Annotated in this window: 12 protein-coding genes; 6 read left to right on the forward strand and 6 right to left on the reverse strand. The window is 58.9% G+C overall.

The genetic code is table 11. The features are described from left to right. Positions 1–355 precede the first annotated feature (355 nt). Both typA and thiI read right to left on the reverse strand, forming a co-directional pair. On the reverse strand, positions 356–2,173 hold the full coding sequence (gene typA, locus IEY47_RS03070) for a translational GTPase TypA (RefSeq protein ID WP_188981657.1): 1,818 nt from the start codon (positions 2,171–2,173) through the stop codon (positions 356–358). 153 nt (positions 2,174–2,326) lie between these two features. After that, positions 2,327–3,781, reverse strand: coding sequence for a tRNA uracil 4-sulfurtransferase ThiI (gene thiI / locus IEY47_RS03075; protein WP_188981658.1), 1,455 nt, complete (start codon positions 3,779–3,781; stop codon positions 2,327–2,329). Between the two features lie 411 nt (positions 3,782–4,192). On the opposite strand from thiI, the gene glnA reads away from it, so the two are divergent. Then, positions 4,193–5,599, forward strand: coding sequence for a glutamate--ammonia ligase (gene glnA / locus IEY47_RS03080; protein WP_188981659.1), 1,407 nt, complete (start codon positions 4,193–4,195; stop codon positions 5,597–5,599). 488 nt (positions 5,600–6,087) lie between these two features. Here glnA and IEY47_RS03085 read toward each other — a convergent pair whose 3' ends face one another. The 4 genes from IEY47_RS03085 to IEY47_RS03100 form a co-directional block, all read right to left on the reverse strand. Then, on the reverse strand, positions 6,088–6,294 hold the full coding sequence (locus IEY47_RS03085) for a hypothetical protein (RefSeq protein WP_188981660.1): 207 nt from the start codon (positions 6,292–6,294) through the stop codon (positions 6,088–6,090). A 64-nt stretch (positions 6,295–6,358) separates the two neighbouring features. Then, entirely contained in the window at positions 6,359–6,664 is a 306-nt protein-coding gene (locus IEY47_RS03090) for an NIPSNAP family protein (RefSeq protein WP_188981661.1), read from the reverse strand. Next, positions 6,661–7,032, reverse strand: a complete 372-nt coding sequence (locus tag IEY47_RS03095; protein WP_188981662.1) for a glyoxalase superfamily protein — start codon at positions 7,030–7,032, stop codon at positions 6,661–6,663. Before IEY47_RS03095 ends, IEY47_RS03090 begins: the two co-directional genes overlap by 4 nt. Then, entirely contained in the window at positions 7,029–8,072 is a 1,044-nt protein-coding gene (locus tag IEY47_RS03100) for a threonine aldolase family protein (RefSeq protein ID WP_188981663.1), read from the reverse strand. The genes IEY47_RS03095 and IEY47_RS03100 overlap by 4 nt, the downstream gene beginning before the upstream one ends. Before the next feature lie 297 nt (positions 8,073–8,369). On the opposite strand from IEY47_RS03100, the gene IEY47_RS03105 reads away from it, so the two are divergent. The 5 genes from IEY47_RS03105 to IEY47_RS03125 all read left to right on the forward strand — a co-directional run bounded on the left by IEY47_RS03105 (position 8,370) and on the right by IEY47_RS03125 (position 14,410). Beyond that, positions 8,370–8,666, forward strand: a complete 297-nt coding sequence (locus IEY47_RS03105) for a hypothetical protein (protein ID WP_188981664.1) — start codon at positions 8,370–8,372, stop codon at positions 8,664–8,666. A 129-nt stretch (positions 8,667–8,795) separates the two neighbouring features. Then, positions 8,796–9,557: a TraX family protein gene (locus IEY47_RS03110; RefSeq protein ID WP_229779135.1), complete on the forward strand. Its 762-nt coding sequence runs from the start codon at positions 8,796–8,798 to the stop codon at positions 9,555–9,557. A gap of 644 nt (positions 9,558–10,201) precedes the next feature. Then, on the forward strand, positions 10,202–11,458 hold the full coding sequence (locus IEY47_RS03115; protein ID WP_188981665.1) for a putative porin: 1,257 nt from the start codon (positions 10,202–10,204) through the stop codon (positions 11,456–11,458). A 291-nt stretch (positions 11,459–11,749) separates the two neighbouring features. After that, positions 11,750–13,003 (forward strand): serine hydroxymethyltransferase, encoded by a 1,254-nt coding sequence (gene glyA, locus IEY47_RS03120; protein WP_188981666.1) that lies wholly within the window; start codon positions 11,750–11,752, stop codon positions 13,001–13,003. Positions 13,004–13,159: 156 nt separating this feature from the next. Continuing rightward, positions 13,160–14,410, forward strand: coding sequence for a sarcosine oxidase subunit beta family protein (locus IEY47_RS03125; protein ID WP_188981667.1), 1,251 nt, complete (start codon positions 13,160–13,162; stop codon positions 14,408–14,410). Positions 14,411–14,416: the final 6 nt, after the last annotated feature.

The following is a 14,416-nucleotide window of genomic DNA, read 5'->3' on the forward strand; positions in this document are numbered from 1 at the left end:
AAGCAAGTGATCGAGCTCAACCGTTGGCTTCGACAAACTTGAAGCCTGTCGCAGCCCGACGACATGTTCGGAATATTCGAGGTTACCGCCTGGGAACGCGGATGTGCTGGGGCAAAGCCGCGCAGAGGTTGCCGCGGTCGCGCAGTTTCGTACGGTCCGAGATGTTTGGCACCTGGGCGCGCTCTAGCGACTGAAGTCGCCCCTACCCATCGCATGACGGACTTAATGACCGTGTCAACGTGGCATTTGGCAGAGCGCGCTAAACGCTCATACGTCCACTCGTGAAGCAAATTGCGGGTAATAAAAAGCCCCGCTCGGCTTTCACCGGCGGGGCTTTTCACATCACTGACCTAGATCAGACCTTGCTGCGCTCGTAACGCTTACGGTCGTTCTCGTTCAGCATTTTCTTACGCAGACGGATCGACTTCGGCGTCACTTCTACCAGCTCGTCGTCAGCGATGAATTCCAGCGCCTGCTCGAGGGTGAAGCGGATCGGCGGAACCAGGGCAATGACTTCGTCTTTACCGGAGGCACGCATGTTATCGAGCTTCTTTCCCTTGGTAGGGTTGAGCACGAGGTCGTTGTCACGGCTGTTGATACCGCACAGCTGGCCTTCGTAGATCTCGTCGCCTGGGCCGAGGAACAGCTTGCCGCGGCTCTGAAGGGTTTCCAGCGAATAGGTCAACGCGGTACCGGTGGCCATGGAGACCAGCACGCCGTTCTGACGGTTGGAGACTTCGCCAGCCTTGATCGGGCCGTAGTGGCTGAAAGTCGAGGTCAGGATGCCGGTACCCGAGGTCAGGGTCAGGAAGTTGTTACGGAAGCCGATCAGACCGCGCGCAGGAATGGTGTACTCGAGACGAATACGGCCCTTGCCGTCGGGGATCATGTTGGTCAGATCGCCTTTACGCAGACCCATCTGCTCCATCACCGAGCCCTGATTCTGCTCTTCGATGTCGATGGTGACGTTCTCGTAAGGCTCTTGCTTCTCGCCGTCCTTCTCGATGATCACCACTTCCGGACGGCCAACGGCCAGCTCGAAACCTTCGCGGCGCATGTTCTCGATCAGAACGGAGAGGTGCAACTCACCACGACCGGAGACCTTGAACTTCTCAGGAGAGTCACCCTGCTCGACGCGCAGTGCCACGTTGTGCAGCAGCTCCTTGTCCAGGCGGTCCTTGATGTTGCGGCTGGTGACGAACTTGCCTTCTTTACCTGCGAACGGCGAGTCGTTGACCTGGAAGGTCATGCTTACGGTTGGCTGGTCGACGGTCAGCGCAGGCAGCGCTTCGACGTTTTGTGGGTCGCACAGGGTGTCGGAGATAAACAGCTCGTCCATGCCGCTGATGCAGACGATGTCGCCCGCTTGGGCTTCCTGCACTTCAACGCGCTGCAGCCCCGAGTGGCCCATGATCTTGAGAATACGACCGTTGCGCTTCTTGCCTTCGTCGTCGATCGCGGTGACCGGGCTGTTCGCCTTGATCTTGCCGCGGGCGATACGACCGATGCCGATGACGCCGAGGAAGCTGTTGTAGTCCAGCTGGGAGATCTGCATCTGGAACGGGCCGTCAGCATCGACGTTCGGCACCGGAACGTGGTCGACGATGGCCTGGAACAGGGCGTCCATGTTGTCGTCCATCTTCTCGTGGTCCATGCCGGCGATGCCGTTCAGGGCACTGGCGTAGACGATCGGGAAGTCGAGCTGCTCGTCGGTGGCGCCGAGGTTGTCGAACAGGTCGAAGATCTGGTCGATAACCCAATCAGGGCGCGCACCCGGACGGTCGATCTTGTTGACGACAACGATTGGACGCAGACCGGCCTTGAATGCCTTCTGGGTAACGAAGCGAGTCTGTGGCATCGGGCCGTCTTGGGCGTCGACAACCAGCAGTACGGAGTCGACCATCGACATCACGCGCTCGACTTCACCGCCGAAGTCGGCGTGGCCGGGGGTGTCGACGATGTTGATGTCGTAGCCATTCCATTTCAGGGCGGTGTTCTTCGCAAGAATGGTGATACCACGCTCTTTTTCCTGGTCGTTGGAGTCCATCACGCGCTCGTTCTCGAGCTCTTTACGGTCCAGGGTGCCGGACAGGCGCAGGAGCTTGTCGACGAGGGTGGTTTTGCCATGGTCGACGTGCGCGATGATGGCGATGTTGCGGAGATTCTCGATCACAGTCTTTTGTCTCGATTGAATGCCGGGTAATGCTATCCGGCGAAGATGAAACGGTGTCACGCCCCATTTTAGGGCGCAGAAATAGGCAAGTCGGTTTAACCGACAGGGTCGGGAGGGCGGTGGCGGATGCTTCCACCGAGCATCCCTGCGCGCTTAATACGGCCGATAGACACGAACATTCGCATGCCCTTCGTTCAACAAGTGATGAGCATGCAGGCGGCTCATGACACCTTTATCGCAGTACAGCAGGTACTGGCGGTTTTCATCCAGTTCCTTGAAGCGGCTATTGATCGCGTAGAACGGCAATACCTTCACCTCGACACCGCCTACTTCGAGCGGCGCGTCGTCGGTGGAATCCGGATGGCGGATATCCAACACGATCTGTCCTGGCAATGCCTCGCGCACCTCTTCGACTTGCAAGTCCTGGCCCAGCTCGTCGATGACCCGGTCGACGGTCACCCGACGAGCACGCTCCAGAGCGTTTTCGAGGATCGCCATATCGAAATGGGACTCTTCGTGCTCGATGCGGCCACGCTTGGCCCGAGTCGTCGGGTTCACCGAAATCACGCCACAGTACTCGGGCATATGTTTGGCGTACTCCGCCGTACCAATCGCGTAGGCGGTGTCGATGATGTCCTGCTTGTGACTGGCGACAAGCGGACGCAGCACGAGCATGTCGGTCGCCGCATCGATCACCGACAGGTTGGGCAATGTCTGGCTCGATACCTGGGAAATCGCCTCGCCGGTGACCAGGGCATCGATGTGCAAGTCTTCGGCGATGCGCGTTGCGGCACGAAGCATCATGCGTTTGAGCACGACACCCATCTGGCTGTTGTCGACCTTGTCCAGAATCTCCGCCACGACTTCTTCGAACGGCACACTAATGAAGAGCACGCGGTGCGAGCGACCGAATTTCTCCCAAAGGTGGTGCGCCACTTCCATGACACCCAGCTCGTGGGCACGGCCGCCAAGGTTAAAAAAGCAGTAATGCGTCAGCAGGCCGCGACGCATCATCTGGTAGGCCGCCACGGTAGAGTCGAAGCCGCCAGACATCAGAACCAAGGTCTGCTCGAGCGAACCCAGCGGATAGCCACCAATACCTTCGTGCTGACGATGAATGATGAACAAACGATCGTTGCGAATCTCCATGCGCACCTCGACTTCCGGGTGCTTCAGAGAGATACCAGCAGCTTCGAACTCGCGGCGCAGATGGCTGCCGACGTGGCGTTCGATATCCATGGAAGTGAAGCTGTGCTTGCCCGCACGCTTGCATTTGACGGCGAAAATCTTGCCGCGCAGTTGCTCACCGAAATGCGTCCGGCACTTGTCGAGCACATCGTCGAAGTCGCCCAGCGGGTACTCGTGCACTTCCAAAAAGTGCGCGATACCAGGCGTGCATTGCAGGCGTGCAATCAGCTCCTGCAGCCGCTTTGGTTCGGTCACACCCGTTTGAATTTCGAGATTGTCCCATTCACCCTGAACGTCGAGCGAAGGGTCAAGATCCTTCAGCACGGTGCGCACGTTCTTCGCCAACTGGCGGATGAACTGCTTGCGCACCGGCCGGCTTTTGATCGTGATTTCAGGGAAGACTTTAACGACAAGTTTCATGGGCGAACGAAGCGGCCTGGCCAGGGGCAAAACAAAGGGCGCGAATTATAGCGGAATTGTTCAAGCTTTAACCAAACAATCGATCTCCTCCATCAAAAGCACCTTTTTGGTGCGAACTTAATGCGCGCGCACCAAAACAATACACCTGCCACCCTTTCACACCCACGCTGATGGCCTACAAGCCGCGGGCTACAGGTGAGAATCCCATTCCGGGGCACTGGCATACAATTTGCTCCCTTGTGAGGCAGATAGTTCTGGCGGACCATCCGCCTGGCTTCAGGACATCTCAAGAACGTCGCAATGCCACGTCCCGACCCTTTTCGACGAGGCTCGCGCAACGCTTCGAGAGTTGCCCTTAAAGGCACTCATAGGGGCTCGAAAAGAAGCGACCCCGTTCAACTGGAGGACAACATGTCTAAGGCTGTTCAACTGATCAAAGACAATGACGTGAAGTGGGTTGACCTGCGCTTCACCGATACCAAGGGCAAGCAGCAGCATGTGACCATGCCGGCTCGCGACGCTCTGGACGAAGACTTCTTCGAGCACGGCAAGATGTTCGATGGCTCCTCCATCGCCGGCTGGAAAGGCATCGAAGCCTCTGACATGATCCTGATGCCAGACGACAGCACTGCTGTCATGGATCCCTTCACCGAAGAGCCTACGCTGATCCTGGTCTGCGACATCATCGAGCCTTCCACCATGCAGGCCTACGAGCGCGACCCTCGCGGTATCGCCAAGGCTGCCGAGGAATACCTGAAGTCCACCGGTATCGGTGACACCGTATTCGTTGGTCCTGAACCTGAGTTCTTCGTTTTCGACGAGGTGAAGTTCAAGTCCGACATCTCCGGCTCCATGTTCAAGATCTTCTCCGAACAGGCGTCCTGGAACACCGACGCTGACTTCGAAACCGGCAACAAAGGCCACCGCCCTGGCGTGAAAGGCGGCTACTTCCCGGTTCCGCCGGTCGATCACGACCACGAAATCCGTACTGCCATGTGCAACGCACTGGAAGAAATGGGCCTGACCGTCGAAGTTCACCACCACGAAGTGGCGACCGCTGGCCAGAACGAAATCGGCGTCAAGTTCAACACGCTGGTAGCCAAGGCTGACGAAACTCAGACCCTGAAGTACTGCGTGCACAACGTTGCCGATGCCTATGGCAAGACTGCGACCTTCATGCCGAAGCCTCTGTACGGCGACAACGGTTCGGGCATGCACGTCCACATGTCCATCTCCAAAGACGGCAAGAACACCTTCGCAGGCGAGGGTTACGCTGGCCTGTCCGATACCGCCCTGTTCTTCATCGGCGGCATCATCAAGCACGGTAAGGCCCTGAACGGCTTCACCAACCCGTCGACCAACTCCTACAAGCGTCTGGTTCCAGGCTTCGAAGCGCCGGTCATGCTGGCCTACTCGGCTCGTAACCGTTCCGCCTCGATCCGTATTCCTTACGTCTCCAGCCCGAAAGGCCGTCGTATCGAAGCGCGCTTCCCGGATCCGGCTGCCAACCCATACCTCGCCTTCGCAGCACTGCTGATGGCGGGCCTGGACGGCATCCAGAACAAGATCCACCCTGGCGATGCCGCCGACAAGAACCTGTACGATCTGCCGCCGGAAGAAGGCAAGAAGATCCCGCAGGTTTGCGGCAGCCTTAAAGAAGCCCTGGAAGAGCTGGACAAGGGCCGTGCGTTCCTGACCAAGGGCGGCGTCTTCACCGACGAGTTCATCGATGCCTACATCGAGCTGAAGTCCGAGGAAGAGATCAAGGTGCGCACCTTCGTGCACCCACTGGAATACGACCTGTACTACAGCGTCTAATCCAGGCCTGAAACGAGAAACGCCCCGACATGTCGGGGCGTTTTTTTTGGCCTCCCAGAACCGATTAACGACTCGCGATGGCTCACGTGGTCAGCAACTTCCCAATACCCGCGCATGCAGAACGGCCGTTTACCTTGAAACACTCAAGGGACTGGTCGCCAATGTGGACGGTATTCGAGTGTCGGACTTGTAGCCCATCACGATTTCTATTGTGGGGGGCAGGTCGGGCGGCAATACGCGGCGAGGCCATCCCCCATGCTTGGGAAAGAAGCTGATCGGGCATAGCCGCTATAGGATTGCGGCCCATCGCGGGCACGGCCCGCTTCCACATAGGGAGGTTTAGAGTTGTCTGTATAGCGTCGAGCGGCGCTTAGAACGCTATCTGCTAATTCGCGACCAACGCATGGTTCTCCGCATACTCACCGAGATCGCAGTCGCATCCTGCACCAATCTGTTGCTCACGACTAAAACGGAAGTCGACACCCACGCTAGATCCCCTCATCCCCCTGAAACTCTTCCGTCGCACGGGCCACCATCTGGCGCCAGTTCTCGCGCTCGTCAATCAGCATCTCAAGAGCTTCCTTCGCGGCAATGAACGCTTCGCGATAACCCGCATCGGTGACGTCGCCGACCGCATCGCCTTGAGATTGCACCTGCAGGAGCAGCGTTTCGAGTCTTGCTTCGTCGATGGCCATGTCGGTCTCCTATTCATGTCGTCGTCATGATCAGGAGACCGACGCCGCGCGCAGGCGGTTCAGCTCACTCGAATACCGGACGGAAGAAACTGCGTTCGTAGTGAAGGATGCAGCGGGTTTCCTCGGCATATCGGAAGGCTGCAATGCACGCTGCGTCGGCCATCGAGGCCGTGCGGTAGCGCTCGTATTCGGCAAACGACGGAAAGCTGAACATCGCCAGGGCGACATTATTCGCACCTTCGGACGGCAGAAAGTAGCCGTGGTGCTGCCCGCCAAACCGAGTGACCAGAGGGATCCACAGCTTCGCGTAGTGCTCGAATTCAGCAAGCTTGTACGGATCGAGCGTGTAACGCAGGTGGCAGGTGATCACAGCGCTTGCTCCGTGAACGTCAGACGATTGCCAAACGGGTCGGTGATGCTCATTTCGCGGTCGCCCCACGGCATGGTGTTCACGCTCGGGCGCGCGTTGCCGTATTGGCTCGCAAGCAACGACGCGCAATACGCGTCGATGTCCTTGCAGCCAATGCGAACCTGCGCCCCTGGGCACGCGTCCCCGTGGTGCTCGCTCAGATGCAACACGCAGTCGCCGCGGGCTACTTCCATATAAAGCGGTAGCTCCAGCTCGAAACGATGGGTCCAGCGAACCTCGAAGCCAAGAAATTCAATGTAGAACGCCCTTGCCTTCGCTTCATCGAAACTGCGCAGTACGGGTACGACGCCCCCTAGCCTGCCCGTCACTTCTCGACATCCATTACCCGGCGAATATCGTCAGCCAAGGCTTCGACACGGGCAAGATCGGTATCCCAGGAACACATGAAACGCGCGCTACCGCCGATAAAGGTATAAAAGCGCCAACCGCGCGCTTGCAGCGCTTCCAATGCGGCATCGGGCATTTGCAGAAAAACGCCGTTCGCCTCGACCGGGGACATCAACTCGACACCTGGGATGTCAGCCACGCGCGCAGCCAGGGTCTGTGCACAGTGGTTGGCGTGCCGGGCATGACGCAACCAGGCGTCGTCGGCCAACAACCCAACCCAGGGCGCCGAGAGGAAGCGCATCTTGGAGGCCAACTGCCCGGCCTGCTTGCAGCGGTAATCGAAGTCTTCCGCGAGCGCCTTATTGAAGAAAATGATGGCCTCGCCCACGGCCATACCGTTCTTGGTGCCGCCGAAGCAAAGCACGTCCACACCGGCTTTCCAGGTCATTTCTGCGGGCGTACAACCCAGAAACGCACAGGCGTTGGCGAAGCGAGCGCCGTCCATATGTAGATGCAAGCCGAGTTCACGACACACGTCAGCAATGGCGCGAACCTCATCCGGGCGGTAGACGGTACCGACTTCCGTCGCCTGCGTGAGGGTAACGACGCGCGGTTTCGGGAAATGAATGTCCTGGCGCTTGGTCGCGATCGCACGCACCGCCTCGGTGGTCAGCTTGCCATCTGGACTTTGCGCCACGAGCAGCTTCGAACCGTTGGAGAAAAACTCGGGCGCGCCGCATTCATCGGTTTCGACGTGGGCTGCTTCCGAACAGATGACGCTGTGGTAGCTCTGGCAAAGCGAAGCCAGCGCGAGCGAATTGGCCGCCGTGCCGTTGAATGCGAAAAAGACTTCGCAGTCGGTCTCGAAGATCTGCCGAAAACGATCCGCAGCGCGGGCCGTCCATTCATCGTCGCCGTATGCGCGGGCATGCCCCTGGTTTGCTTCCGCCATCGCAGCCCAAGCCTCGGGGCAAATACCCGAGTAGTTGTCACTGGCAAATTGTTGAGAGGCGTCGTACATGGCAGTTTCCTAAGGAGTTACGCGGCAAAGCGCTCTACTTTAGGCGCAACGCGAAACAGCGTCGAGCACGGCCGAAAAACAGCAGACTAAGGCGTAACATTGCCGCTTTGTTAAACGCCAATGCTCGTGGGTCGACGAGCACACGCTTAGTAGGCTACTCACCGCCGCCATCCGTGCGCTTGGGGCCACAGGCGAACTGGCGCATTCGGGGCGGAGGCGGAACTCATTGAAACCTCAGGCCTCACACAAACGAGCCCGACATAAGTTGGTCCCATCACATTGGAACAGGAAGAATTCATGCGCTATCTCAAGCTGATCACTGCCGGCGCCGCTTTGGCTTTCACCCTACCAGCGGCAGCCGACTGGACGCCTCAGGCGCGCTCCGCCTTCGTCCAGCAATGCGTCGCGGGTGCACAAGGCAGCCATGGTCAAGGGCAGTTGCAGGCCTACTGCGAGTGCGCAGCGGAGAAAGTCAGCGCGGAGTTCACCGAAGAAGAAATCAAGAACATGGGCAGCCAAGGCGCGTCCGATCCAGCGGTGCGTCAACGGTTGATGAACGCGTCGTCGAGCTGCAACGCGAATCTGAAGCGCTGACAGCGACATCGCACCCCGGTGAACGGCGCGTATCGCGCCTGCGGGTGCGTGACAACTCAAGCGATGCCCGCCCCCACGACGCACCCGCATGCGTTTCGAGCCTTGAAGCAGTGACCTGAAACATCGTTCATGCCAGCCATTCCAATGACATCACCCTGCAAGCGCCACACTGGGGCGGCAGACTTCAAACGCGATGCTGCGTTGGACCTGATCAAATGGCTGGCATTGATCACGATGCTCGTCGATCACATGCGCTACGCGCTGCCAGGCTTCGATTGGACCTATATCCCTGGGCGGCTGGCGTTCCCGCTCTTCTGCGTCGCGATCGCTGCCAATGTCGCTCGCCAGCAGCTTAGAGATGCACCTATATCGTGGCGCTATCTGGCGTGGATGTTCGTATTCGCGGCGGTCTCCGAATGGCCCTATCGGCTTCTCGTAGCGAACGCGCAAACGCTCAATATCATGCCGACACTTGTGCTCGGCTTGCTGATTACCCAGGCGGTGGCTCGCCCCCGCGGCTGGAGCCTGACGCTTGGCCTGCTTGCGCTCGCCGTCGGCCTCTATCTTGATGGGCAACTGCAATATGGCATTCCCGGCATGCTGCTGATCGTGGCCTGCTACGCCGCGCTGCGCCATTTCCAGGCGTGCTGGGTACTGCCCATCATGCTCTGCCTCACCGCGAACTACTGGCCTGACGTCTACGAGGCGGCGGCACGCAAGGAGGTGTCCGCATGGGTCGTTATCGCCATATGTGGATTGCCGCCAGTGGCCGGCATCTGGCTGCTAAGACGGCAGATCACCTGGACAATCCCCCCGGTCGGGCGTTGGGCCTACTTTTTCTATCCGGTCCACCTTGCGGCACTAGTTGGTCTCAGAACGCTGCTTACTTAGTTCTTCTCGCCGACATCATATATTCATCTTTTATTGCTAGAGCAACTTTCTTCCGGGATACGCACGGCCAAGAACTTTGCTTCCCGGTGCAACTTCGATAAAAAGCGCACTCTCACTCAAGAGACCAGAACTAACCGTGAAGCGCTTCCATCGAAGAGCATCCCCGCGCCAGCCAGCCAATTAAAGATCTGCAGATTAAGTGCGATCTGAACGCCCACCTGCAAAGTGTCACTTTTTAGACATCAAATCGTAATATCCTCAGGCGATGATTGCGGCCGCCTGACGCTTGCCGCGGAGCATCGATCCAGAGCGGCTCCGCGTTTTTAGCGACAAGATTAGTGATTTCGCACAAATGGATTCCTGCGCGATGAAACCGGTTTAAACCGGCATGACCGATTACCCCGCCGCTTGATCATCAAGTCGAAGCACAAAAGACTTTAAATCACATCCCGATCTTCAAGAGCGGGCGGCTAGTTACGTCCTGACTTTTTCCAACCAACTTCAAAAAGACTCATCGCGTTCATCTATTTGTCATTCTTTATGAAAATACTGGCGCCGCACATCAGCATACGAGTGCGTGACCGTTAGTTGCTTAGTTTGAGCATCAAGCACCACTTCGTGTTATTAAAATGGGGAGTTTCAAAATGAGAGTCGTATCCTTATCTTCCGCCATCAGCCTTGCGCTGCTGACGACCTTCAGCGTGACCGCCAACGCCGCCGTCGACCAAAAGCTGCTGGACATGCTCCGTGCCAACGGCTCCATCAACCAAGCTCAGCACGCCGAACTGACTGCCGACCTGGCGAATGAAACCAAAGCCGCCACTACCAGCGGCCAGGTCACTCGTGAAGAAATGAGCGCTCTCGAGAAGAAACTGGCTTGGGCTGCCAAAACTCAGTTCAAAGGCGACATTCGCCTGCGCCACGAGCGTGTAGACGTGGACGGCGAAGGCCGTGCGGAAGACCGGCAGCGCATCCGTGCACGCCTCGGTGCGTACAGTGAAGTCACGCCGCAGGTCGATGCTGGTATCCGCATCGCCACGGGCAGCAGCGACGATGGCCGCTCCACCAACCAGAGCCTGGACGGCTACTTCGAGAAGAAAGACCTGTGGCTGGACCAGGCTTATGTTGACTATCACCCGGACGCGCTCCCAGGCCTGAACTTGATCGGCGGCAAGATGAGCCAACCGTGGGAAAGCATGGGCGACATCATCTGGGACGGCGACCTCAATCCTGAAGGCGCAGCAGCCACCTACTCCCACGACCTGGGCGGTGCTGAACTCTTCGGTAGCACCGGTTACTACGTACTCGACGACGGCGTCGATGCCAACGGCGTTCAAACTCGCTACGACCTGAGCATGTACACCGGTCAGGCAGGCGTTAAATTCGGTTTGGGCGAAGCGGTGAAGCTGACCTTGGGCGGAAGCGTCTACGCGTTCAACAACGACAATGATGCGTCGAGCCTGAACGATGACGGCACCCTGACCGTATTCGAAGCGCTCGGTAACACCGAAGACGAATTCGAACTGTACGAAGCGTTCGCGAAAGCCGACATTACTGGCTTCGTCCTGCCGCTGTCGGTCTATGGCCAATACGTGAAGAACGACAAAGCCAGCGAATACGACACCGCCTGGTTGGCCGGTTTCAAAACCAAGTGGAATGCTCTGAGCTTCGATTACAACTATCGCGACGTTCAGCGTAACGGTGTTGTCAGCGCCCTGACCGACTCCGACTTCGGCGGTGGCACCACGGGTTCGCGCGGCCACAAGTTCAAGCTCGGTTACGCGCTCGACAAGAACATCGGTGTAGGTCTGACTTACCTGATGGCACAGTCCGACACCTACGGCCCGGAAACCGACGCAGACGTGAACACGCTGCAGGTCGATCTGGAAGCCAAGTTCTAAAATCTCGTCTTCCTGGATGAGCAGAACGACCGCCGCAAGGCGGTCGTTCTGTTTCTACTGCGCACCGCCACATCAATCCTTCTATTCCGCTTCTCCGCTCGCGGCCCGTTACGACATACAACGCCCTGCGTCTTCCAAGCCTCTCAACGACACCCCATGTCGCGAACGCGCATGTCGCAAAAACACTCTCTCGCGGCGTAAGCAGGCATCTAGTCCCCCTGTCGCAGACATACCATCGCCGCACATGGACCACGCCAATGTCGCGACATCTGTCAGCGCCAGGAGACCCCGATGTTCAGCAAAAACGACAAAATCCAGGGATACGACGACGCGCTGTTCGCGGCGATGAGCGAAGAGTCCCATCGCCAGGAAGATCACATCGAGCTGATCGCTTCCGAGAACTACACCAGCAAAAGGGTGATGGAAGCGCAGGGCAGTGACCTGACCAACAAATACGCCGAAGGCTATCCGGGCAAGCGTTACTACGGCGGTTGCGAGTTCGTCGACAAGGTCGAGGCGCTGGCCATTGAGCGTGCCAAGCAACTGTTTGGCGCCGATTACGCCAACGTGCAGCCACACTCGGGGTCGTCCGCGAATTCGGCGGTCTACTTAGCACTGCTGCAACCCGGCGATACCCTGCTCGGCATGAGCCTGGCACACGGCGGGCACCTGACCCACGGCGCCAAGGTCAGCAGCTCCGGCAAGCTCTATAACGCGGTTCAATATGGTTTGAACCCGGAAACCGGCCTGATCGATTACGAAGAAATCGAGCGCCTGGCCATCGAGCACAAGCCGAAAATGATCGTTGCGGGCTTTTCCGCTTACTCCAAGACGCTGGACTTCGCCCGCTTCCGTGCCATCGCAGACAAGGTCGGCGCACTGCTCTTCGTCGACATGGCGCACGTTGCGGGCCTGGTTGCCGCGGGCCTTTATCCGAACCCGATTCCATTTGCCGACGTGGTCACCACTACGACGCACAAGACACTGCGCGGCCCGCGTGGCGGTCTGATCCTGGCCAAGTCCAACGAAGAGATCGAGAAGAAGCTCAATTCCGCCGTCTTCCCCGGCGCCCAAGGCGGACCGCTGATGCACGTCATCGCCGGCAAGGCCGTGTGCTTCAAAGAGGCAATGGAACCCGGCTTCAAGGAATACCAGGCGCAAGTCATTCGTAACGCCCAGGCCATGGCGGGCGTATTCGTCTCGCGTGGTTACGACGTCGTATCCGGCGGCACCGACAACCACCTGTTCCTGCTCTCGCTGATCAAGCAGGGTTTGACGGGTAAAGATGCCGACGCAGCGCTTGGCCGCGCAGGCATCACGGTGAACAAGAACGCGGTTCCGAACGACCCTCAGTCGCCCTTCGTGACCTCGGGCATTCGTATCGGTACGCCAGCGATCACCACGCGCGGTTTGAAGGAGCAACAGAGCAGCGAGCTGGCCGGGTGGATCTGCGACATTCTCGACCACCTTGGCGATGCCGACGTGGAAGCACAAGTTGCCAAACAGATCGCCGGACTGTGCGCGGACTATCCGGTCTACCGTTGATTCAATCGACCGTACCCGCGGGTTTCACCTGCCCTACATGAAGGCACATGACCCGTAGGGCGGGTGCAACCCGCGATGGTCGCAGCACGATTCATGCGGGTTCCACCCGTTCTTACCCAGCCATTGCGGGCCGGGCAATCGTTTCAAGGAGCCACCATGCAGCGCTATTCCGGCTTCGGCCTGTTCAAGCATTCTTTCAGCCACCACGAGAACTGGCAGCGCATGTGGCGCAACCCGACGCCCAAAGCGGTGTATGACGTGGTCATCGTTGGCGCCGGCGGTCATGGGTTGGCAACGGCGTACTACCTGGCCAAGGTCCATGGCATTACCAACGTTGCAGTGATCGAAAAGGGTTGGCTTGGCGGCGGCAACACCGCGCGCAACACCACCATCGTGCGCTCCAATTACCTGCTGGACGAGTCGTCTGCACTGTACGAGCACGCGCTCAAGCTGTGGGAAGACCTGTCCCAGGACCTGAACTACAACGTGATGTTTTCCCAGCGTGGCTGCTACCACCTCTGCCACAACCTGCAGGACTTGCGTGATGCCGAACGCCTGGTGACTGCGAATATCCTCAACGGCATTCCCAACGAGCTGTTGGACACCCGCCAGGTCGCGGAAGAAATCCCTTATCTGGATTGCAGCCCGAACACGCGCTACCCCGTGCTTGGCGCCTCCGTTCAGCGCCGTGCGGGTAACGCCCGACATGACGCCGTGGCCTGGGGCTATGCCCGCGCCGCTGACGCCCTGGGCGTGGACCTGATCCAGCAGACCGAAGTCACCGGCTTTCGCAAGCAGGACGGCGTCGTGATCGGTGTCGAAACCAACAAGGGCTTCATCGGCGCCAAGCGCGTCGGCATGGTTGTCGCCGGCAACACCGGGCCATTGGCAGCCAAAGCGGGCTTCCGCCTGCCGGTCGAATCGCACCCGTTGCAGGCACTGGTTTCCGAGCCGATCAAGCCCATCATCGACAGCGTGATCATGTCCAACGCCGTGCACGGCTACATCAGCCAGTCGGACAAAGGCGATCTGGTCATCGGCGCCGGTATCGACGGCTGGGTCGGCTACGGCCAACGCGGTTCCTACCCGATCATCGAGCACACCGTGGAAGCCATCGCCGAGATGTTCCCGGTCCTGTCGCGCGTGCGCATGAACCGCCAGTGGGGCGGCATCGTCGACACCACGCCAGACGCTTGCCCAATCATCGGTACGACGCCGGTGAAGAACCTGTTCATCAACTGCGGTTGGGGTACCGGCGGCTTCAAGGCGACGCCGGGTTCCGGCCACGTCTTCGCCGCCACGTTGGCCAAAGGCGAGCCGCATCCGCTGGCCAAGCCGTTCTCCATCGAGCGCTTCCACACCGGCGCACTGGTGGATGAACACGGCGCTGCGGCGGTCGCGCACTGATCCAAA

The organism is Pseudomonas matsuisoli (genome assembly GCF_014647635.1).
Lineage (GTDB): Bacteria > Pseudomonadota > Gammaproteobacteria > Pseudomonadales > Pseudomonadaceae > Pseudomonas_P > Pseudomonas_P matsuisoli.